Annotated in this window: 17 protein-coding genes; 4 read left to right on the top strand and 13 right to left on the bottom strand. The window is 53.8% G+C overall.

Annotation, left to right across the window (positions count from 1 at the left end):
- Positions 1-64: 64 nt before the first annotated feature.
- Positions 65-220, bottom strand: a complete 156-nt coding sequence (locus tag ACG2XO_RS12700; RefSeq protein ID WP_410498358.1) for a hypothetical protein — start codon at positions 218-220, stop codon at positions 65-67.
- Positions 221-432: 212 nt separating this feature from the next.
- Between ACG2XO_RS12700 and ACG2XO_RS12695 the strand changes: the two genes are divergently transcribed.
- Entirely contained in the window at positions 433-717 is a 285-nt protein-coding gene (locus ACG2XO_RS12695; RefSeq protein WP_410498357.1) for a hypothetical protein, read from the top strand.
- 192 nt (positions 718-909) lie between these two features.
- On the opposite strand, the gene ACG2XO_RS12690 is transcribed toward ACG2XO_RS12695, so the two are convergent.
- The 6 genes from ACG2XO_RS12690 to ACG2XO_RS12665 are packed head-to-tail and all read right to left on the bottom strand — an operon-like array spanning position 910 to position 4,939.
- The gene (locus ACG2XO_RS12690; protein WP_410498356.1) at positions 910-1,833 is read right to left on the bottom strand and encodes a TIGR01777 family oxidoreductase; all 924 of its coding nucleotides are present in this window, start codon (positions 1,831-1,833) and stop codon (positions 910-912) included.
- A gap of 54 nt (positions 1,834-1,887) precedes the next feature.
- Positions 1,888-2,355 carry a DUF2269 family protein gene (locus ACG2XO_RS12685; RefSeq protein WP_410498355.1) on the bottom strand — a complete coding sequence of 156 codons (468 nt, stop codon included), beginning with the start codon at positions 2,353-2,355 and terminating at the stop codon, positions 1,888-1,890.
- Between the two features lie 11 nt (positions 2,356-2,366).
- Complete coding sequence (locus tag ACG2XO_RS12680) at positions 2,367-3,596, bottom strand: SDR family oxidoreductase (RefSeq protein WP_410498354.1); 1,230 nt, start codon at positions 3,594-3,596, stop codon at positions 2,367-2,369.
- Positions 3,593-3,934 carry a hypothetical protein gene (locus ACG2XO_RS12675; protein ID WP_410498353.1) on the bottom strand — a complete coding sequence of 114 codons (342 nt, stop codon included), beginning with the start codon at positions 3,932-3,934 and terminating at the stop codon, positions 3,593-3,595. The genes ACG2XO_RS12680 and ACG2XO_RS12675 overlap by 4 nt, the downstream gene beginning before the upstream one ends.
- Positions 3,935-3,981: 47 nt before the next feature.
- On the bottom strand, positions 3,982-4,365 hold the full coding sequence (locus tag ACG2XO_RS12670) for a thiol-disulfide oxidoreductase DCC family protein (protein ID WP_410498352.1): 384 nt from the start codon (positions 4,363-4,365) through the stop codon (positions 3,982-3,984).
- Positions 4,366-4,393: 28 nt separating this feature from the next.
- Complete coding sequence (locus tag ACG2XO_RS12665) at positions 4,394-4,939, bottom strand: GbsR/MarR family transcriptional regulator (RefSeq protein WP_410498351.1); 546 nt, start codon at positions 4,937-4,939, stop codon at positions 4,394-4,396.
- Between the two features lie 243 nt (positions 4,940-5,182).
- On the opposite strand from ACG2XO_RS12665, the gene ACG2XO_RS12660 reads away from it, so the two are divergent.
- Together ACG2XO_RS12660 and ACG2XO_RS12655 are read left to right on the top strand one after the other, a co-directional pair.
- Entirely contained in the window at positions 5,183-6,484 is a 1,302-nt protein-coding gene (locus ACG2XO_RS12660) for a hypothetical protein (RefSeq protein ID WP_410498350.1), read from the top strand.
- A 169-nt stretch (positions 6,485-6,653) separates the two neighbouring features.
- The gene (locus ACG2XO_RS12655; protein ID WP_410498349.1) at positions 6,654-7,226 is read left to right on the top strand and encodes an ankyrin repeat domain-containing protein; all 573 of its coding nucleotides are present in this window, start codon (positions 6,654-6,656) and stop codon (positions 7,224-7,226) included.
- Positions 7,227-7,451: 225 nt separating this feature from the next.
- Here the strand turns inward: ACG2XO_RS12655 and ACG2XO_RS12650 are convergent, their stop codons facing one another.
- Entirely contained in the window at positions 7,452-8,900 is a 1,449-nt protein-coding gene (locus ACG2XO_RS12650; RefSeq protein ID WP_410498348.1) for a rhomboid family intramembrane serine protease, read from the bottom strand.
- Positions 8,901-8,918: 18 nt separating this feature from the next.
- Complete coding sequence (locus ACG2XO_RS12645; RefSeq protein WP_410498347.1) at positions 8,919-10,412, bottom strand: DUF805 domain-containing protein; 1,494 nt, start codon at positions 10,410-10,412, stop codon at positions 8,919-8,921.
- Between the two features lie 138 nt (positions 10,413-10,550).
- On the opposite strand from ACG2XO_RS12645, the gene ACG2XO_RS12640 reads away from it, so the two are divergent.
- Positions 10,551-11,591 carry a Gfo/Idh/MocA family protein gene (locus tag ACG2XO_RS12640; protein ID WP_410498346.1) on the top strand — a complete coding sequence of 347 codons (1,041 nt, stop codon included), beginning with the start codon at positions 10,551-10,553 and terminating at the stop codon, positions 11,589-11,591.
- A gap of 153 nt (positions 11,592-11,744) precedes the next feature.
- Here ACG2XO_RS12640 and ACG2XO_RS12635 read toward each other — a convergent pair whose 3' ends face one another.
- From ACG2XO_RS12635 to ACG2XO_RS12620, 4 genes are all read right to left on the bottom strand, one after another.
- The gene (locus ACG2XO_RS12635; RefSeq protein WP_410498345.1) at positions 11,745-12,335 is read right to left on the bottom strand and encodes a hypothetical protein; all 591 of its coding nucleotides are present in this window, start codon (positions 12,333-12,335) and stop codon (positions 11,745-11,747) included.
- A 275-nt stretch (positions 12,336-12,610) separates the two neighbouring features.
- Complete coding sequence (locus tag ACG2XO_RS12630) at positions 12,611-16,678, bottom strand: DEAD/DEAH box helicase (RefSeq protein WP_410498344.1); 4,068 nt, start codon at positions 16,676-16,678, stop codon at positions 12,611-12,613.
- 8 nt (positions 16,679-16,686) lie between these two features.
- Complete coding sequence (mfd, locus tag ACG2XO_RS12625; RefSeq protein ID WP_410498343.1) at positions 16,687-20,106, bottom strand: transcription-repair coupling factor; 3,420 nt, start codon at positions 20,104-20,106, stop codon at positions 16,687-16,689.
- A gap of 99 nt (positions 20,107-20,205) precedes the next feature.
- Positions 20,206-21,039 carry a DMT family transporter gene (locus ACG2XO_RS12620; RefSeq protein WP_410498342.1) on the bottom strand — a complete coding sequence of 278 codons (834 nt, stop codon included), beginning with the start codon at positions 21,037-21,039 and terminating at the stop codon, positions 20,206-20,208.
- Positions 21,040-21,060: the final 21 nt, after the last annotated feature.

Genomic DNA, 21,060 nt, shown 5'->3' with positions numbered 1-21,060 from the left:
GTTGATTCAAGGAAATAAGGGCTTGAGCGGCAGTGGTAATCAATGACGGCGTTATGTGCGCAAATCAAGATTTGTATGCTTTCTCAGGCTGCGCAGTTGGATGAATGTGATTGGGTGTGAGTAAATGATCAACACGTTTGAGTACTGCATTAGCGGTCTGAAGATATTCTTTAATCGCCGAGCTTAAATCATCAGAATAATTAGCGATATGCAATGCCATTATCATCACCCATTCAATCAATTTTCATGAATAAGGTATCGGCACTCAATGTTGCTTCTTTAGAAATTAGGTATCACGAATTGATGTGCTTCGTGCGGCTGGGCGATTGATCAAAGACACATCAAAAAATAGGCGGATTCTCTGTGGATTTTTTTAATCAATACATATTTCCAACGCTGATTTTAGGGTCATTTGCGGGCTCACTGTTGTATATGATTTGCGCAAGATTGGTTTACGATCATCTGCACGAGCATTATCGCGATGCTTTGCCAGAGAAAAACGTCATTGCCTTTGGCGACGCCGATGATGGAATGGGGGCTTATATCGCTGCGGTATGGTATGCATCCAGAACCGGCAGCTATAAACGCATCCAGAGCAATACCTGGCGGCATTTTTATACCGCAACGCGAGTGCTGGGCGCATTGACCGGCGCATGCCTAGTTTTGCTATTGAGTTCATTTTTCTTTTGGAACGAACTGAAAGCATTGCTGGAGTGATGCATAAAATATCCTGATTAGGTATAGGTAACTATCTCAGCCCATCAGTAAAGTGTTATTTGGAGCGACATAAGCCGCTCCTGATGACGCCGAGATAAATCACTAAGGTTGTACGAAGGCTGCAACAAATTCACCATCAGCGGGCGCAAGCAGTTTTGCCAATGTGACCAAAGCGGCGCATTTGCTGCTTGCTTAATTGATGCCAAGGTAAGCGTTGAGTGCGCTATTTAAAGTCGGGTACTTGAAACAATATCCTTCAGCGAGCAGTCTTTTTGGGGCTACGCGCTGGCCTTTGGTGAACAAGCGACCCATTTCTCCCGCGAGAAAGTGAATGATGAAAGCTGGTGTTGTAATAAAAGTCGGGCGGTGCAGAGTCTGGCCTACTGCTTTGGCAAACTGGGCTTGCGTTGGTGCTTCTGGCGCAGTGAGGTTGTACACACCATTCATGCTGTCATCAAAAACGGCTCTTAAAATCACCGCAATCACATCATCGCGATGCACCCAGCTCATGACTTGCCGACCATCTCCCATCCGGCCACCGAGGCCGAAATAGTAAGGGGTGATCAGCTTCGGTAATGCACCACCTTTCGCATCGTGTGAGCAAAATACCAGGCCAAGCCGCAATCTCACGACACGCACATTCAAGTCTTCAGCTTTGAGCGCCGCTGCTTCCCATTTTTGGCAGAGCTCCGACATAAATTCGTTTTGTGGTGGTGCCGTTTCATCGAGCTCTTCGTTATCCCGGCAGCCGTAGTAGCCTATGGCCGAACCATTGACCAAAACGGCAGGTTTTCTGGCTGCCCGATTCATCCACGACATGAGCCCTTCAGTCGTCCCGACGCGGCTGGAGATCAAGACTTGTTTGCGCGCTGCGGACCAACGAGGTCCAACGACCGGGCTTCCCGCCAGATTGATCACTGCATCAAAGACCTGATCGCTGCCAAGTTCATCCCAGTTGCTAAAAGCGGTGACTTTGCCGCCAAATTTTGCGGTGATAGCGGCAGGCTGACGGCTAAACAGGCTCACGCGGTGTCCTGCGGCGATGAGCTGCTTCACCAGTTCACTGCCAATAAAGCCACTGCCGCCGGTTACAAGAAAATGCTGATTTAAAGTCATGGCAAAGTCCTTTGTCATTGAAAATAGAGTAAGAGCGGTTCAAACCATTTCCACTTAAAACGGTTTGCTGACCATCAACCAATACACGACGATCAGGCTGATGAATGCAGGGAAACCAAGTACGGTCCAGATTTTTTCATAGCGCCAGTACAGCGCGGGTAGCGGTTTATTGTTGCTGGCTGCGATTTGCGCCATATCGCGCATTTTTAGTTGCAGCCAGACCACAGGCAACCAGCAGGCTCCGGCCAGCGCGTACAAAATCAGCGAACTCATCAGCCATTGCGCAGTCAGTGGATAACCCAGCCAGTGAGCCATCAACAAGCCTGAAATCGGCTGGAAAATCACCGCAGGCGTTGTAAACCACCAGTCGGCACGAGCAACCCAACGAGTAATTACCGCAATGGCTTGGACATTGCCGCTGCGATTGGTAACGAACATATAAAACGCCGTGCCAAAGCCGGTGCCAAACATGAGCGTTGCCGACAGAATATGCAGCCATTTAACGAGCAGATAGTGCTCCATGGGTTAAATCCTTAACGAGGTTTGAGTTGATCAAACAGATATATCAAGGCCAGAATCGGCAGGTTTTTCAACAGTGGGCCAAACGGGTGATACAGAAATTGTGGCAAGCAGATTGCAATAATCAGGCTGTAAAAAAGAACCAGAGCCAGTTGCAGCCGCCAAGCTCGATTAAGCAGGCACAGAACGCCAAAAGCCGCGTCAATGGCAATCGAACTGTAAAACAGTAGGGGCTGCCAGGGCGGAGCAATACCGACTTGCTCCAGCAAGGCGTAACTGTCAGCTCTCGGAAAAAACCAGCTCACCAGCGCGGTGATTATCCATACTGCAGCCAAAGAAAAACGCAGTAAAGGCAGCAGCCAAGCGAGCAATGCCGCCTGTTTCACAGCGTCCTGCGATGCATCGGGTTGCGCGGCTTTCGGAGTACGACTCAATATGGCGGAAAATGGCTTCACATCGGCCGTATTGCCAGCGCGCAGCATGCTTAAGCTATCGCGATTGAATAGTGCATTTGGCAGGTATTTAGTTGCATGTATTGCCAGATATTGCATCCATTCATATACCCCTACATTCACTGTTTTTCTCAGCCCCATCGCGTGACGAAGTTGTTGCCACCATTGATTGAGTGTCATGGCTTGTGGACCGACGACGTTGATGATGTGCCGTATCCCACAGGATGATTCAACGAGCTTGACCAAAAGCGCAATTACGTCATCCAGATGCACAGGTTGTACTTGCCCAATTCCTTGCATATCAGGCAAAACCGGAAAGCTGGCGAGACTGCAAAAAAACCGGCTACTTTTACCATTGGGCGAATAAATCAGCGAAGGACGGATAATGCTCCAGTCCAGCGAACTTGCCTGCAAAGCGGCATCGGCAATGCCTTTGCTACGCCAATACGGCGTTGCGGCATCAACTGCTGCGCCCAGCGCCGAAATTTGAATCACGCGAGCCAAGCCGCATTGTTCGCAAGCCTTGAATAAGGCCTGTGGTGCATTGATATGCAGATCGGCAAACGACTGAGTTGCCGACTCTGAAAATATTCCGACCGCATTAACGACCACGTCGATATTGTTCAACAGCGGCAACCAGTCAGCGACCGAAGTGAGCTGGCGAAAATCGCCATCAATGCGATCAGTTGCGTCTGATCGGCTAAGTATTGACACCGGATGCCCATGCTGACGAAGTGTATGAGCCAGTGCTGAGCCGATTAAACCACTACCGCCCAGGATGAGAACTCTCATGTAATTTCCTTTTCAGTATCGGGTTGTGGTACCAGCCGTCTCCAGACGATTTTGGCAATGATGGCAATGGCAGCCAAATGTCCGAACAGCAGCCAGATCATTGTTTTTCTTAACGATTCGACCAGGCCATAGTCCAGGCGACTGGCAAAAACAAGTACCAGCAGGAGGGGAATCAGTAGCTGTAATGCGGACAGCGTGTGTTGCCAGTAATGCGCGCCACTGCCGGGGCAATTTTCACGTAGCAAGGGGCCGATGGCGCGCTGTAACCAGAGAATAGCCAGTAAACTACAGCACAAACTGAGGCTGATGACGGCGAGAAAATAGCTGATTTCCGACATGGTTTCTTCCTTTATTTCTGTGAAAAGAGAAATATATGAGCGAATTTTTACAATTTACAGACGCCATCAGTACAGCGTGGCGCAAAGCCGAGCAAAGCGCTGATTCGGTAACGATGTCGTGCGACCCAAGCATAAAGCCGCGCTGCAGCAGGGCGGCTGATCTTCCACAGTAATGGGCCAGTCCACCAGCCATGACCAATTGCCTGATAGAGCGCAGCAATGGCATCAACGCCAATCAGCATCTGGCCATCATCGCGACGGATATGCAGCAGTTGCTGCATTTCTCCTATATCCAGGCCATTCAAGTCAGCGTGCGGATTGCTAATATCAATGGCGCTAAAGCAGTTTTCAGTATCGAGCCGCAATAAACGCAGTATTTCAAAACGGCACATTGGGCAGGCATCATCATAAAAAATCTCATAGCGTGGCATGGTCAATCTCCTATGTGTGAAGAAAAATTCAGGCATCATCTTTGCTGCTAAAAATTGAAGCGAGCTGGCCTAGCTTGCTGCCCATCTTGAGCAACTTGATGACGGTACTCGGTGGCAAATTTTTAAAATCATCGTAGCCAGACAGCAATAGCTCCAAAAATTCGAGGACTTGATCCATCTTTTGCCGTGTGGCCGCTTCAATTTCATGATCGGTTTCGGCTTCAATCGCGCATTCACGCAATACCGTGAGCGTTGGATCCAGTTCGCGTTTTTTGCGCTCTTCAGCAATGACATGGAAAATTTCCCAAACATCCTGCAGCGCAACGAAATGATCGCGGCGGTCGCCAAACTCATGCTGCACCCGAACCAGCCCCCAGCTTTGTAGCTCCTTTAGGCTATTGCTGACGTTAGAGCGAGCAACATTTAGCGTCTCCATGATTTCGTCGGCAGTCATTGGACTATTGGCCAAAAAGAGCAGGGCGTGAATTTGAGAAACAGTGCGGTTGACGCCCCAGCGCGTTCCCATTTCACCCCAATGGACAATGTATTTTTGCATGGTTGGGCTAAGTTTCATTCTTAATTCCTTTATTTCTGTCTTTACAGAAATTAAAGACCTTAAGTTCAGTCTATGCAAGATTTATTTGCATCGGTGTATCTAATAAAACTGCATTTCGCCCATCAGCCAGACCCGCAGAAATTGCAGAAAGACCCATTTCTGTCTTCCTATAGCAGCCTTTGCTGCTGTTGACTTCAGGCTGACAGCGAAGTCTGATAAAGTGGTCGGTATTCTCCTTTACCCACCGTTCTCATCTTCCCCATGCGCCAGCCTGCGATTGCTCCTTTTTGGGAGCGCTTTCCTTTCTTTTTTGCCTACCCGTTCAGATTTGATTCGCTACTGAGCCTCTCCTTGCTGTCGATGGCTTTCTGGCTGCTCAATCACGTGATCGACGGCGGGATCATTTCTTTAGTGCTGAGTGGACTGCTGTTCGTTGCACTGCTGCGGCATGCGTTCAAAGTATTGGAGCGTATCGCTCTGGGTAAGGCGGATGAGCAGGCCTGGCTGGAAAACACGCAAGAGCACCCCTACCGGCCATACAAGCAGTTTCTGGTGTTGCTCATCGGCGCTGCGCTGATTCCCTTGCTGGCAGGTCTGGTCGGCAGTGCCTTTGGCGAGCTGATGGGGCAGGTTGCGCTGATTGTGGTTTCACTGGCTTTGCTGCTGCTTATTCCGGCCAGCATCATGGTGCTGGCTTTGACTGATGATTTAGCCGAATCGATGAATCCGGAAGAGTTATGGCGGGTCATGCGCGCTATCGGCTTGCCCTATCTGGGTATGTGGGGCTGCCTGAGCCTGCTGACGGGCAGTGGCGCAGCGGCTTCTTCCTTGCTGCTGCCGCGTTTGCCCGAAGCGATCACACCGCTGTTGTTCTTCTTTATCAATATGTATTTCGTGATCGTGATGTACGCCTTGATGGGCTATGTGCTGCACCAGTATCACGAAGCGCTTGGGATCGAGCAGGCTGGCGGCACGCAGGCGCAAAATACCAAGGGTGACAAACCCGACGCACGCAGCCAGCTTGCCCAGGCCGGTGAGCTGGTGCGGGCTGGGCAAGTCGGCGAGGCCATCCGTTTGCTGGCCGCTGCTGTGCAGGCTAATCCGCAGGATCTAAGCTTGCGCGAAGGCTATTTCAAATTGCTGCTGGCATCCGAGCCACATCGAGCTGAGCTGCCGCGCGAAGCGGATCGCTATTTGTCGATCCTTCTGCAGCAAAAGCGCGACGACCTTGGTTTGCGCGTGCTGGAATCCGTTCGCCGCCTTCATCCGGCATATCTGCCGGCGGATGGGCATGTGCGCGCCGCGCTCGGCCGGGCGGCGCTCAATGCGCATCGGCACGATCTGACGCTGGCGCTGGTTAAAGGGTTTGATCAGCAGTTTGGCAACCATGCGGCGCTGCCGGAAGTGCTGCTGCTGGGCGCACGGCTCGCCTCCGAGCATCTGCGCAACGATGCACAGGCGCTCAAAATCCTCGACATGCTGCTACAGCGCTTTCCAAACCACGCCGTTCGCGATGAAGCGCTGCAATTGCAAACGGTGATCCAGCGCTTGCAGCAGGTGTGAGTGGGTATATGTCGCTAGCCTTTTAGTATAAAGAGCTACAAAATAATACCCATAGCTTTGGTGAAGTGTGCTTTGTTCATCAACTCTCCGAAAGCAATGCCGAATATGGTAACGCAAGCGAGCCATGAATGCCGCGTGAAGGGTTTTGCCGGAAGGAGAAATGACAGTTATGAGCATTCAAAATGATGTCTTTTCACATCTTGAGTCATTGATTCGATGGGGGAGTTTGGATTCAATTCGTCAACAGGAATTTTTCTCAATTTTGCAGGCTCAGCCCAATCTTGCATGTGATTGCGATGGGGATGGCACATCTCTGCTGATGATAGCAGCAGACGCTGGAAACAAGGCCACAATAGAAACCTTATGCAACTTTGGGGCAAACGTAGATGCAGTAAGCGCTGGTGGAGAGACTGCATTAATTAATGCTATTCGGTGGTCGGCGGAGGAAGATTTTGATGGAAAAATGCGCCATGAAATCGTGGAGCTGTTGCTTGAATCTGGAGCAGATACGAATCTAATTGGTTTTCAGGGATGCAGTGCATTGCATTGGGCGGTTATTGAAGGCGATCCTTCTACTGTCGAAATTTTATTGCACTACGCGGGAAGTATTGACTCTGAGATTGTTGATCGCAATCCAATGACGGCGATGGCTCTCCTTCTATCTGGTCGATTTAAAGGGACTGCTGCGCAGCGTGAGGTTATTGCCGGACTTCTGGACGACAAAAAGGCGCGCCAACGATAACGACGCGCCAATCAAACTACGCAATGCGCAGAGCTCGTAGCTCCGAAAAAGCGTAGCGAATTCGGAGGCTTGCGCCGCGTTCTCATTTCTCCGATTTCGCTGCGCTCAATACTTGCCATGGGTATTCTCATGCAGATCAATCTGGCATTGAAACTGATGAATATACCCATGCAATAATTTGATTTGTGCAGCATTTTCATACGCACGATAACGCACTGATCGCCTCTACTGAGGTTTGCGAACGAGCCTGGCTTCGGGCGAGTCCGGGTATTGCCGGATGAGTGTGCGCCAGCAGGATAATGCACGGTCGGCGTTACCTGCCCGCTGGAAACCCTGACCTAGCCGGTAGAGTTGGGCGGACAGGCCGACGTGATGACTGGCTTTGCGGATTAGCATAGACAGCAGCATTTCTGCGGGATGCAGCAAGCCCGCGTCGATCCAGCTTACCGCATGGCGCATCCAGTCGCTGGTCGCCAGTTTTGGTAATGGTGCTTTCAGGTCAAGCAGTTGCTGCCAGGCCTCGGCGGTGAGCGCCACACCCGGATTGTGGCGCAAGACCAGATGACAGGCGCGCTGGCGCAGTCCGGTATCGGCTTGCATTTTCGCAGTCTGGTAAAAATCCGTGAGCAACTGATGATCGGCCGGATCAGCTTCCGCCAGCTTGGCCAGCAGTCGGGCGGCAGGTTCAAACTGCAATTGCGCGAGCAGCTTTTCGGCTTGCGCTTGCTGTTTGCGACGTTCCGCATTGCTTTCTTCGGCAATCACGTGATCGGCAGTCTGCCAGCCGCGCTGCCAGCGATACAGCGTGGCGAGTAGCGCGCCGGTCAATAGTCCGCAGAAGTGGGCGTAGTAGTTCACATTGCTGCCGGGATTCATCGCTTTTTGCAGCAATTCCTTGCCGAGCCAGACCAGCAGCATCAACAGCGCCGAAGCTTGCAGCGTTCCCATGTAGAAAAACACAAAATAAAAGAAGCGGATTTTTCTCAGACCGTAAATGACGACGAACATCGCCATTACACCGGCTATCGCCCCCGATGCACCGAGCGAGCCGATAAAGCTGTCCGAGGTCAGAATCAGATCGGCACTGGTAGCGCCCAGCCCGGCGAGCAGATAAAAGGCCAGATAGCGCCGGCCACCAAGAGCGGCCTCGACGGTATAGCCGACAATAAAAAGCACGACCATATTGCCGAGCAGGTGGTCGATGCTGCCATGCATAAACATATGCATCAGCAGGCTGTACCAGGTCGGATTGGCCGGCTTGAGGATAAAACGGTCGGTGAAGCTTTGGGCGAGGATGTCCTCGAATTCGGCGCGTTGTTTTTTCCAATCTGCCCAGCGTGGTTCTTCGCGTTTGACGATTTCGTCATTGTGCAGGCGGCGCATGAAATCTTCGTCGGCCTGCATACGCAGCAAAGTGAAATGCTCGCCCGCTTTGTGTGATTTCAGCTCCTCCGCTTGTGCGGACTTGCCGGTCTGATTCAAATGCTCAAGGTAGCGTGGCAGCTCGAGTTGATCGAGTTTTTGCGAATAATAAAGGGTATAGGCCTTTTCCTCGATAGGCTCGTCGCTAAGCTGCAAGAACAGATAAATAAAGCAGCACAGCATGATGATGCCCAGCGTCACCCAGGGAGGGCGACGCCAGTCGGGCGCTGAGGGTAAGGGCAGAATCAGCATAAGGCGCTATGGCTTCCCTTATTCTTCGGCGGCAGCTTGGCTACCGAGCAGCGTTTGGGTAACTACTTCCTTCTCTATCCATTCCGGATCAAAGGTGTTGTGTTTCTGGTTGCCGACCACGACCAGCGGCACCACAGAATCACCGATGCGTTCGAACTCGCTGCGGCAGGCTGGGGAAGTCTCGATATTGCAGTCGTCGTAGGCGTAGTCCGGATTATCGCTAAACCAGTCACGCGCCTCAACGCATGGCTCGTCATTGCTGGTGCAATACAGCGTGATCGTAGCGTGTTGTGCTGCCTGCTTGTCAGTTGGCAAGCCCGGCAAACGATTTTGCTTGGCGCCGATACCGCCGCTAATGAGCGACAAAGAGAAAACTACAGCACCGAGGTAGCCCAGGCCGGTATTGCGCTCATTCGGAAACCCAAAGCCATTGCCCTTTTTGTCACCTGGCCAGATGATCAGCCAGAGCGTAAAGACCATCGTGAGCAGGCTGCTCAAATTAAACAGCAGCGAAGAGCCGGATGTTGAGAGCTTGTAGGCGCCATAACCCTGTAGCAGGACAATCGGGATCAGGATCAGCTGCCACCAGCCGCTGCGATCCATATCGTGCAGACGCAGCGTACTCAGGCGAATCAGATAGCCGAGAAACAGCAAGCCAAAGAAACCGACGCCGACCCAGTTGCGAATCATCCCCAGCGGAATCATCAGGCCGAAAACCAGACCGGCGAGCAGCATGGCACCCACCGCATAAGCCATGTAACGGACACGGCAGAGGCGGCCTTCGAAGCTCATCGCCCTGAAAGGCGGTGTGTCTTCGGCGTAGTCTTCCTGATTGATGTCAGGTGCGAGCTGGCTGGCACGCAGCGGCTGGCCATTGGGCGAAGCGGTGATTGCCGGTTTAGTTGTCGCTTGCGCCTGTGCAGCGGCAAAACGCGGCATATCCACGCTGCACTCCCGGCAAAGCGTGCGTTTGGGCTGCAGGGCGCCGCATTTCGGGCAATTGATCTGCTCCGGCTCGCTCACCAGCGTGATCGGCGCTGCGGCTGTGGTATTGATGGAAGCGGGTGCCGGGCTTGGCGCTGAATTGGGCACTGAACTGGGTGTCGCGCCAAACAGCGAAGGAAAGAGCAGATTATCGTCATCGGCTGGCGCGGACTGAGCCGCTGGCAGTGGGGTCGGTGTGCTTGGCTCAGCTTTGATCGGTGCTGGTGGAATGGGCTGTGCCGACGCAGCTACTTCATCTTCCATCTCGACAACAATACCGATACGCGACAGATTTTCGGCGTAGCGCGGGAAGTCGGCGCGGGGCAGATTGCGTTTGAGCGTGACTGGCGAGCCGGAAAACAGTGACTGTGCCTGGGCAAGCGGGATTTTCAGTACCGCGGCGAGACGTGGTGCCACTTCCTCTTGGCGCTGGCCTGCCTGTAACTCACCTCTGAAAACAATCCGGATCATATCGTTCATTGAATAGGGGAAATAAACGATGATCCGGATAATTGTTGACTCAGTCAAACTAATGCAAGGTTTTCTGCGTTTAGTGCGTCAGCTGGCGGCAGGCGCGCAAATCGATGCGTCTGGGAAAGGCACATCAAGCCACCGTGAGCATCACAGCGTTGCCGTAAATGACCAGTGCGGATTGGGACGAGTACAATGACTACTTTGATGGCTGCTGCGCCATTTGCTCTGGAGTCGCTGATGATACGTCTGGCTGTGGTGGGTACGAACTGGATTACCCAACGTTTTGTCGATGCTGCGCATGAAACGGGGCGGATAAAGCTGACTGCAGTGTATTCGCGCACGCTGCAGAAAGCCGAAGCCTTTGGATCGCAATATTCACAATTTGGAGCGCAGGTCGCGCATTATTTCGACTCCCTGGAGGCGCTCGCCCAATCCGACCTGATTGACGCCGTATACATCGCCAGCCCCAATTCATTGCATGTGCAGCAGACTGTACTGTTTCTCAACCATCAAAAACATGTGATCTGTGAAAAGCCGCTGGCTTCCAATGTGCGCGAAGCACAAGCGGTGCTCGATTGTGCCCGCAAAAATCAGGTGGTCTTGCTCGAAGCCTTTATGGGCGCGCATCTGCCCAACTTCCTGGCGATCCAGCAGACCTTGCCCCGGCTCGGACGGCTGCGGAAAGTATTTTTTAACTATTGCCAGTATTCGTCCCGATACGCTGCCTATCTGGAAGGGAAAAACCCGAATACGTTTAATCCGGCGTTTTCCAATGGCTCGATCATGGATATTGGCTATTACTGCCTCGCCACGGCCGTGGCCTTATGGGGCGAGCCAAAATCAGTCTTTGCGACGGCGAACTTGCTGGAAAGTGGCGTTGATGGTCATGGCACGGTTTGCCTTGATTACGGCGATTTTGACGCGGTGCTGGTGCATTCCAAAGTATCGGATTCGCTGATCCCCAGCGAAATCCAGGGCGAAGAGGGCACGCTGACGATAGGCAAAATTTCTCAATGTCTGGACGTCAAATTCACGCCGCGTGGTGGAGCCGAGCAAGCCATCAATCAGGCGCAATGCAGCAACACCATGCGCTATGAGGCTGAAAGCTTTGCCGATTTGATCGCCGCCGGGCAAGTGGCGCATCGCGGACTTGAAACTTCGCTGATCGTAGCCAAATTGCTCACCGAAATTCGCCGCCAGACCGGCGTGATTTTTCCGGCGGATCTTAATTGAAACCAAAGCGAAAGGGCTTTATAGCTTGGTGCTGAGTTTGCGAAGCCCAACAGGTAAACGTTGGGCTTCGTGCCTTAGAACCAACCTACCTATCCCGAGGTGTCGAGGTGAAAAGCAGCGCTTTCCAGCTGCCGATTGAGTGGCAGGGCTGAATTACTTTTCTCCAGAGGACGTATATTCAACCTCGCTCACAACACCGTTTGCATCAAAGGCAACAATCAGCGCTTTGCTATAGAACTTCATGTTGAAGACATTTCCCTTCGCATGGCTGTAACTATAAACAAACCCCGTATCCGTTTTGCTCTTTAGTAGAGGGTAGATAGCCTCTCCATTGGGCTTTCCAAGCAAGGATACAACATCGGCGCGAGTTGATTTTCCCTTGGTAATGGCCGGAATTTTAGTTTCATCAAATTCTGTCGCATCATCGGGAAAGGAGCTTACAAACTCTTTGCCCACAAGCAAATCGCTTAAAGTAGAAAAAATCATGGCACGCGCTGGAACGACACCAGGGTAGCGTCCGGTTCCAGCCCCTTCAGCGTAGGCGTAGCGGACAATACGAATCTTTTCATCATTCTTCAGCATTTCTCCTGTTTGAAGCGGCGAGCCCATGACGCGAGTCACGTCGGCAGAAGTCGATTTTCCGACAATCAGGGCAGTAGGGTCGGGTTGCTTGAAGTTTGTGCCGGCACAGCCAGACAGCACGATGGCAAAAACAATAGCAGGTAAGAGTCGGATAGTGTTCATAACGGATTCAACCAAGAGTTGGCAGCAATAAATCAGAATTCTTCAAGGTGGCTGCGATCACACAGGAATAGGGGGCGGGACAGATAATCTCCGTTGCTCACGGAGCTCGCAATTGTACATTGCTGGTAAGTTATTTGAAGTTTTTTGTAATCACTAGAGGTGAGCGTCAATCTGGCATACAGCAACTAAGAGGAAAGTTAATAATTCAACTTCCAATTTTATTAGGGGGTTTTTTTGATGGGCTATGAGATACATGAGCTTTATTGATATACCTATCACCTCACGGTTCTGAGCAAATTTAACAACGCCTCATTATCCAGCTTGCCTGATGCATCGCCGCCTTCGAGCAGCGAGTCAGCCAAGTCACGCTTGTCACTGTGCAGCGCAACGATTTGCTCTTCAATCGTTCCTTCGGCCACCAGCCGGTAAATCGTCACCGGGCGTTGTTGACCCATCCGGTGCGCGCGGTCCGACGCCTGATCTTCGACGGCCGGATTCCACCACGGATCAAGGTGGATGACATAATCGGCGGCGGTCAGGTTCAGTCCCGATCCGCCGGCTTTCAGGCTGATCAGAAACACATCGCCAATCCCGGCCTGAAAATCGTTGACGGCTTTTTGCCGCTGTTTGACCGGCGTCGCGCCATCGAGATACTGATAAGCAATGCCTTGCCCGTCCAGCCATTCGCGCACGATGCTCAAATGATCGACAAACTGGCTGAAAACCAGCGCTTTGTGGCCATTGTCGAGCAGCTCTTCGGTTATTTCGGCAAAGGCGGCGAGCTTGCTGCCGGCGAGCTGACTGTCTTTCATCACCAGTTTCGGGTTGCAGCAGAATCGGCGCAATTTGGTGATTTCGGCGAGCACCTGCAGCGGTTTGTTGCCCTCGTCCGGGTTCATGCTGTCAATTTTTTCAACCGCTTGCTGGCGTAGCGCTTCGTACAAATGCAGCTCTTCGCGCGATAGCGCGACTTTGTGCGTGATTTCGGTGCGCGATGGCAGCTCGCTCAGTACCTGCGTTTTGGTCCGGCGCAACATGAAAGGCTGGATCAGCTGTTTCAGTGCGGCGCGCGCACGCTGGCTGCCTTTGGGGTCGGTCTGGCTGTTTGCAATCGGCGTTGCAAAGCGTTGGTTGAATTTGTCCTGCGAGCCGAGCAGTGCCGGATTAATGAAACGGAACAGATTCCATAGCTCGCCCAGATGGTTTTCCATCGGTGTGCCGGTGGCGATCATTTTAAAGTCGGCGTTCAGGCTCATCGCGGCCTGACTGCGGCGCGTCTGGCTGTTTTTAATCGCCTGTGCTTCATCGAGTACGACGGTATGCCAGTGCGCGGTGGCAAAGGCTTCGGCGTCTTGCTGGAATAGCCCGTAGCTGACGATGATCAAATCAAAAGGTGACAAGTCACCCAAAGAGCGTTCGTTTTGATAATTACGAATCTTGAGTGTGGGTGCAAATTTAGCCGCCTCGGCCTGCCAGTTGATCGCGACCGAAGTCGGTGCGACAACCAGCGCCGGGCCGTTTGGCGCGCGCTCCAGCAGTAGGGCGAGTGTTTGTACCGTTTTGCCCAATCCCATATCGTCGGCCAGACACGCACCGACGCCCCAGTGGGCGAGGCGCGATAACCACTGGAAGCCTTCGAGCTGGTAATCGCGGAGCGTGGCTTGTAAGGTCGATGGGACTTTGGGTTGGTGCTGCGCCAGACTGTCGAGTTTGGCCAGATGCGCTTGCCACGCCTTGTCGGCGGCGACTTCACCGGCTTCGGAAGCCAGCTCGGCCAGCGCATTGCTGGCGAGCAGATTCATTTTCAAACCGTCGCGACTGTCGTCGGCCAATGTGCGCAGTTCTTCTAGCCGGCGGCGCAGATTGTCGGTCAGCGCCAGATAATCGTTGTCGCCGATCTGGATAAAACGCCCCGGCGACTTGTCCAGCAATTGCAATAGCTGGCGCAATTGCAGCACTTTGCCGTCGTCGAGCTCGATTTCACCGTTAACAACAAACCAGTCGCCTTGCTGCTTGATGCCCAGTTTCAATTGGCTCATGCTGCGCGAGGCTTTGAGGCGGAAGCGCTCGCCCTCGGGCCAGACCAGCTCGACGCCCGGCAGCTCGCGCAATTGGGCGAGCAATTCCAGACAGAGTTCGGGTGAATCAAGTTGCCAGTCGTTGCCTTCCAGCTCGGCATTGGCCAGCGCGGTGCAATGATTGAGTACGGCCTGATGCGCTGCTTTTTCGGCTTTCAGATCGCGCTCGGCCTGTACGGTGCGGCCTTCCAGCTCGCCAACGACATTGGCTGCGCCCTTGCCGGGGATAAACCAGCCACTCTCGGCAAGCGGACGAACCAGAAACTGCAGTCGCAAGCCGGTTTCGATTGGCAGCAAATGCGCGTGAATCAGCGGATTGGCTGCCACGCTTTCAAGATGGGCAGACAGCTCGGGCAAATCGGAGTGAATCGCAATCAGCGGCGCAATTGCGGTGATCGCGTCAACCAGGTGAGATTTGGCCTCGGCCGGTACAGTCAGCCCCTTGCCGAGAATGCCGGCGATCTGGGTGACTTCCGGTGTGATCTGGTAAACGGCGAGCCGGGTCGGCGTTTCTTTTTTCCAGCTGATCGTATTACCGGCGCTGATCGCCGGGTCAAGCTTGAGCGAGATTTTGCCGGCAGATTCTTTCAACTGCAGCGTGATTTCACCGGCAACAATGTCGATCCGCACATCGGGCGAATCGCTCCAGTACACGTAAGGATGGCCGACCAGATCGGGGAGCGCGGCTTCGCCATCAAGGGTATAGCCCGATTCGCCATAGTAGCCATAGTCTGTAGAGATATACCTGCTGATGCGTTTATCCTGTTCGGAGAGATAATTCAGGCTGACGTCGCCCTGCAACAGGCGCTTGAGCGCCACTGCACGACCCTTGCTCCAGACGCCTTTGGTGCTGACTTTCTGCTCGCGCGGTTCAAGCAGGATGCCACTGCGTCCTGCAGTCAAGAGCCAGGCCAGCCGGGTGCTGGCCGCCGGCGCGGTGTCGGGCGATTTATTGAACTGACTCAAGGCCAGCAATGCACGCTGCCAGGCCGGTTCAAGCTGGACGATGTCGATCAGCGGCGTCAGTCGATTTGCCGCATGCCAGCCGGGTGTGGCCCAGCGGGTGTCAAAATGCCGGTCGATGATCAGCGCCAGCTCTTCGCGCGCCCAGTCGTATTCCTGCCAGCTGGCAAGAATCAATTCCAGATGGGCTTGCCAGTCGGCAGGAAATTCGAATTCACCCCAGCTATGCAGCAGCAAATCAAACAGCGTATGCAGGCCACCCAGTGGTGGTGGCGCGTAGACCAGACGATTTTCACGCGGCGCAGCCGGGTTGATCAGCCGCTTGACCCAGTTCAGATGCGGCTCGTAAACCCGCGATTCATTGGCCCTGTCGCCCGCCTCGAATTGCATTTGCAGCGCTTTGAGCGCGGTCTGGTTTTGGCGTTGCGACAATAATGAGGCACTGTAAAACAGCCCGGCAAAGCCGGGAAGGGCGAGCTTGCGCTTGCCGGTTTCGCGTTTTAGAAAATCGAGCAGCGTATTGGCGATCCCGATGGCCTGCTCGTGGCGGTCTTCGGCGGTACATAGCGCCAGCCGCAACTCGCCTTCGGTTTCGGGATCGGCCATGTGCAAATATTTGAGGGTATTGCCCTGCAAACCACGCAGGAAGGACTGCCAAGCCATATACCCGGCCAACTCCTCATCACCTGCGAAAAGTTCGGCAAAGTGCTCGTCAATATAGGCGTACTGGGCTTTGCTACCGAGCAGAGCCAGATTGGCATAATGCAGATAATCGCCCAAGACGATGGACTGGATTTTGGGGCTCAGCTGGATAAACAGCTTTTTAGCGCTGGCATGGCCGAAAAAAGTGCGGGCCGGGTGATGCTCGAGCATATCACTGGTGACGCCCTGAATCGTCATGTGATACAGCGCCGAACCCAGCTGCTCCGGCGCGTTCAGCAGCGCAGCCTGCAATGCTTTTTGGGTAAAGGCTTGCCGGGCATCAGCTTGCCAGGGCTGGATATTGTTTCTTTGTTCCAGCGCGACGGAGAGCCATTGCTCCAGCTCGCCTATGCTTTTGAGATGAGCCAGAATATCCCAGCGCCAATCTTCGTTAATGCTGAAATTCTGACCCTGATTGTGAATGACCCTGGCCAGCATTAGCCGCCCAATGGCGGCCTTGATGTCGATCCGGTAGCCGCAACGCACCAGCATCATCCCGCCTGCAGTTTGTGACAGGTTCGGGCCGTAACAGGCATACATATACGCGACGGGCAGATCGGCCAGATCGATCTGATCCAGATTAAATGCGGTGTGTTTCATTCCGGTTTTCAGGCTTGTAATTCGTTAATCAGTTCTTTGACCCGCACCGCACGCAGCACGCTCTCTGGCCAGTTGCCTTCAACACGCAGCTTGTCCTGACCCGCCAGTTTGTAGTTTTTCTTGGTCTGGATCAGCGAAATGATTTTCATCGGCTCAACCGTGGTTTTCGGCAAGAAGTGCACGATGATCGCGGTGTCGGCCGCGTCGATTTTGCTGATTCCCAATGGGCCAGCCAGCATGCGCAGACGGTGGCAATCGAGCAGCACTTTGGCCGGATCGGGCAGCAAACCAAAGCGGTCGATCATTTCCTGATGGATGTCGTTCAGCTCATCATTGTTTTCAACGCTGGCGAGGCGTTTATACAGACTCAGACGCTCGTTCACATCGGGGCAATATTCATTCGGCAGCAGCGCTGGCGCATGCAGATTGATTTCGGTTGTGACGCCTAAAGGTTGCGACAAATCGGGTTCTTTACCTGCTTTCAGTGCTTTCACGGCTTGTTTGAGCATTTGCGAATACAGCGCAAAGCCGATTTCCTGCATTTCGCCCGATTGCGAATCGCCGAGCACTTCACCTGCACCGCGAATCTCCAGATCGTGCATCGCCAGATAGAAGCCAGAGCCCAGCTCTTCCATCATCTGGATCGCTTCAAGGCGTTTTTTGGCGTCTTTCGAGATGCCATCGACGTCAGGAACAAGCAGGTAGGCGTAGGCCTGATGGTGGCTACGACCAACACGGCCGCGCATCTGGTGCAATTGCGACAAGCCGAATTTGTCGGCGCGATTCATCAGAATCGTATTGGCGTTTGGAATATCAATGCCGTTTTCGATAATCGTCGTACACAGCAGCACGTTAAAACGCATTTGGTTAAAGTCGCGCATCACGTGTTCGAGATCAGTCGGGCGCATCTGGCCGTGGGCGACGCCGATGCGCGCTTCGGGCAGCAATAGCGCGAGTTTTTCGCGCATGTTTTCGATGGTTTCAACTTCATTGTGCAGGAAAAAAACCTGACCGCCGCGTTTGAGCTCACGTAAAACCGCTTCGCGAATAATGCCGTCCGAAAACTTGGCGACAAAGGTTTTGACCGCGAGGCGCTTATTGGGCGCTGTGGCAATCACCGAAAAGTCGCGCAAGCCTTCCAGACTCATCGCCAAGGTGCGCGGAATCGGCGTTGCGGTTAGTGTGAGCACGTCAACATTGGCGCGCAGCGCTTTGAGCTGCTCTTTCTGGCGCACGCCAAAACGGTGCTCTTCGTCGATAATCACGAGGCCGAGCTTGGCGAATTCGACATCGGGCTGCACCAGTTTATGCGTGCCGATCACAATATCGACCGAACCATCGGCGATGCCTTTGATCGCAGCAGCGGTTTCTTTGCCTGAGCGAAAGCGCGAGAGTTCAGCGACTTTGATCGGCCAGTCGGCGAAACGGTCGGCAAAATTTTGGTAATGCTGCTCGGCGAGCAAAGTCGTCGGCACCAGAACGGCGACCTGTTTGCCACCGGCAACGGCGGCAAAAGCAGCGCGCAGCGCGACTTCGGTTTTGCCAAAACCCACATCGCCACAGACCAATCTATCCATCGGCTGCGTTGTTCGCATATCGACCAGCACCGCTTCAATCGCGGCAGCCTGATCTGCAGTTTCTTCAAAGCCAAAACCGGCAGCAAAGGCTTGATAATCGTGATGGCTCCACTCAAAAGCATGGCCCTGACGCGCGGCGCGGCGCGCGTAGAGGTTGAGCAATTCGGCTGCGGTATCGCGGACTTGTTCGGCGGCTTTGCGCTTGGCCTTTTCCCATGTGCCTGAGCCGAGCTTGTGGACGTTGACGTTTTCGGTTGAGCCGCCCGAATAACGCGAAATGACGTGCAGCTGGCTCACCGGGACATACAGTTTGTCACCACCGGCGTATTCGATCAGCAGCAGTTCGGTTGCTCCGTCGCCCAAATCCATCGAAGTCAGCCCCATATAGCGGCCTATGCCATGCGCTTCGTGGACGACTGGATCGCCAATTTTGAGCTCGGACAGGTCGCGCAGCATCGCGTCGGTATTGCTGCGTTTTTGCTGCTTTTTGCCGCGTGACTGGATGACTGCCGGGTAGAGGTCGGCCTCGGTAATGACCGCCAGCGTCTCGGCCTGCCAGACAAAACCTCGGAAAATTGGTGCTGCAATAAGCTGGATTTTATTCTTGCTGGCTTTGGCTTCAACCCAGCTGTCGACCAGTTCCGGTTTAAAGCCGTATTCGGCGAAGAACTGCGACATCGTTTCGCGCCGACCGAGACTCTCGGCGACGAGCAACAAACGCCCCGGATAGTGGGCGGCAAAGTCGGTCAGCTTGGTGATCGGATTATCGCTACGGCGGTCGACGTCGAGCGCGGGCAGCGGTTGCGTGATGCTTGTAGTCCCTGAAGTCAACTCAATGCGGCGGTATTGCTTGATCTGGCCAAATAGTACGTCAGGGGCGAGAAACAGATCGCGCGGCGGCAGCAGCGGACGGTCTTTATCGCCGATATTGAGCTTGTGCCGTTCGGCAATATCCTGCCAGTATTGCTCTGCAGAGCCCGCCAGATCTCCGTGCAGAGCCAATACCCCTTCCTGTTTAAAATCAGTGCGTAGATAATCGAAGATTGTCGCGGTGGTATCAAAAAACAGCGGCAGGTAATACTCGATCCCGGCCGGAATAATGCCGTTGCTGATGTCTTTGTAGAGGCGCGCATTCGTCGGCGCGCCTTCGAATACTTCACGGAAGCGCTGGCGGAATTTGGTTTTTCCCGCGTCATCGGTCGGGAATTCGCGCGCCGGCAGCAGGCGAATCTCGGGTACCGGGTAGAGGCTGCGCTGCGTATCGACGTCAAAAGTGCGGATGGTTTCAATCTGATCATCAAACAGGTCAATCCGGAACGGCAGCGTGCTGCCCATCGGAAACAGGTCGATCAGCCCGCCGCGAATTGAAAACTCACCCGGCCCGTAAACCTGCGTGACATGGTGGTAACCGGCAAAAGCCATATCGGCACGCAATTGCTCGGCGTCGAGTTTTTCGCCTTTTTTCAGGAAAAACGTCGTGCCAGTCAGAAATTCAACCGGCGCAAACACGCCCATCGCAGTTTGCAGCGGCACCACCAGCACATCGGCCGCGCCTTGGCGCACTTGCCACAAGGCAGCGAGACGCTCGCTGATCAGGTCCGAATGCGGCGAGAAATGATCGTATGGCAGCGTTTCCCAGTCGGGTAACTGCACCACATTTTTTTCAGGTAAAAAGAACGCCATTTCGTCTTTCAAGCGCGCGGCTTCCTGTGCACTGGAGGTCAGCACTACGAGCAATTTGACTTCATTGGCGTACTCGGCGAGCAGGCGCGAATCGGCCGAGCCATGCGGCGTAGCAATCTGTAAACGTTGAGCGGAGGCAGAGACAGGGGGCAGGGCAGGCAGCGTCATGGCAGCTTTGATTGTTGAAGTTTTGGCCGATTATATCAGGCCGGACTCTGCGATGTTTGACGCTGAAGGTGGGTTACGATTCGCAAACTCGGTTTCATCTTAATGCTTGGTGGAAATGACCAGCGCAATGCCGCCCAGTATCGCGATGGCGGAAATGACCAGCCGCAGGCTGAGTATTTCACCCAGCAAAATTACGCCGCCCAGCGCGGCGAGCACCGGAACGCTCAGCTGCACCGTAGCCGCGCTGCTGGCGTTCAAATCACGCAGGACGGTATACCAGATTGCATAGCCCAGCCCCGAAGCAATTGCGCCCGACAGCAGCGCATAGACCAGCCCGGCCAATGGAATGGACAGTGGATGAAACAAGGCTTGAAACATGACAAGGACGATAGCAAAAACGCTGGCGCGGACAAAATTGCCCGCGGTCGCGCAAGTCGGGTCACCGCTGCCTTTGGCGCGCAAGGAATATATTCCCCAAGCCAGACCGGAAATCAGCATTAGCAACGCGCCTTGTAGCGGTGGCATCGTCAGGCCGGGCAGGAGCAGTACAATCAATCCGCCAATCGCACAGCTGATCCCCAGCCATTGCCGCGGCAAAAATCGTTCGCCTTGTCCAAAGCCATAAGCCAGCATCGTTGTTTGCACCGCACCGAATAGTAATAGCGCGCCGGTCGACGCCGGCAAGCTGAGGTAGGAAAACGAAAAACACGCCGCATAAGCAAACAGCGCCAGCGCCGAGCGCCAGTTCCCAGCCAGTTTGCCATCGCGGCCGCGAATAATCAGACTGAGCATCAGCGCGCCCGAAATCAGCCGGATGGTCGTGAAGCTGGCAGCGTCAATACTGGTCTGTTTGAGCGCGAGCCGGCACAGAATCGAGTTGGCGGCAAAGGCGATCATGGTGAGCGTCGTTAACAATAAAATACGCTGTTTCATATAAATGATTTGTCTCAATCA

Origin of the sequence: Chitinibacter sp. S2-10, from assembly GCF_046530675.1 — a bacterium.
Lineage (GTDB): Bacteria > Pseudomonadota > Gammaproteobacteria > Burkholderiales > Chitinibacteraceae > Chitinibacter.
The sequence above is the reverse complement of the archived record's forward strand: the minus strand, read 5'-3'. Positions and strand labels throughout refer to the sequence as shown.

Bases quoted from the DNA above. Each gene is read 5' to 3' on its own strand.
- ACG2XO_RS12700 (WP_410498358.1), bottom strand. From the start codon at position 220: ATGGCATTGCATATCGCTAATTATTCTGATGATTTAAGCTCGGCGATT.
- ACG2XO_RS12695 (WP_410498357.1), top strand. From the start codon at position 433: ATGATTTGCGCAAGATTGGTTTACGATCATCTGCACGAGCATTATCGC.
- ACG2XO_RS12690 (WP_410498356.1), bottom strand. From the start codon at position 1,833: ATGACTTTAAATCAGCATTTTCTTGTAACCGGCGGCAGTGGCTTTATT.
- ACG2XO_RS12685 (WP_410498355.1), bottom strand. From the start codon at position 2,355: ATGGAGCACTATCTGCTCGTTAAATGGCTGCATATTCTGTCGGCAACG.
- ACG2XO_RS12680 (WP_410498354.1), bottom strand. From the start codon at position 3,596: ATGAGAGTTCTCATCCTGGGCGGTAGTGGTTTAATCGGCTCAGCACTG.
- ACG2XO_RS12675 (WP_410498353.1), bottom strand. From the start codon at position 3,934: ATGTCGGAAATCAGCTATTTTCTCGCCGTCATCAGCCTCAGTTTGTGC.
- ACG2XO_RS12670 (WP_410498352.1), bottom strand. From the start codon at position 4,365: ATGCCACGCTATGAGATTTTTTATGATGATGCCTGCCCAATGTGCCGT.
- ACG2XO_RS12665 (WP_410498351.1), bottom strand. From the start codon at position 4,939: ATGAAACTTAGCCCAACCATGCAAAAATACATTGTCCATTGGGGTGAA.
- ACG2XO_RS12660 (WP_410498350.1), top strand. From the start codon at position 5,183: ATGCGCCAGCCTGCGATTGCTCCTTTTTGGGAGCGCTTTCCTTTCTTT.
- ACG2XO_RS12655 (WP_410498349.1), top strand. From the start codon at position 6,654: ATGAGCATTCAAAATGATGTCTTTTCACATCTTGAGTCATTGATTCGA.
- ACG2XO_RS12650 (WP_410498348.1), bottom strand. From the start codon at position 8,900: ATGCTGATTCTGCCCTTACCCTCAGCGCCCGACTGGCGTCGCCCTCCC.
- ACG2XO_RS12640 (WP_410498346.1), top strand. From the start codon at position 10,551: ATGACTACTTTGATGGCTGCTGCGCCATTTGCTCTGGAGTCGCTGATG.
- ACG2XO_RS12635 (WP_410498345.1), bottom strand. From the start codon at position 12,335: ATGAACACTATCCGACTCTTACCTGCTATTGTTTTTGCCATCGTGCTG.
- ACG2XO_RS12630 (WP_410498344.1), bottom strand. From the start codon at position 16,678: ATGAAACACACCGCATTTAATCTGGATCAGATCGATCTGGCCGATCTG.
- mfd (WP_410498343.1), bottom strand. From the start codon at position 20,106: ATGACGCTGCCTGCCCTGCCCCCTGTCTCTGCCTCCGCTCAACGTTTA.
- ACG2XO_RS12620 (WP_410498342.1), bottom strand. From the start codon at position 21,039: ATGAAACAGCGTATTTTATTGTTAACGACGCTCACCATGATCGCCTTT.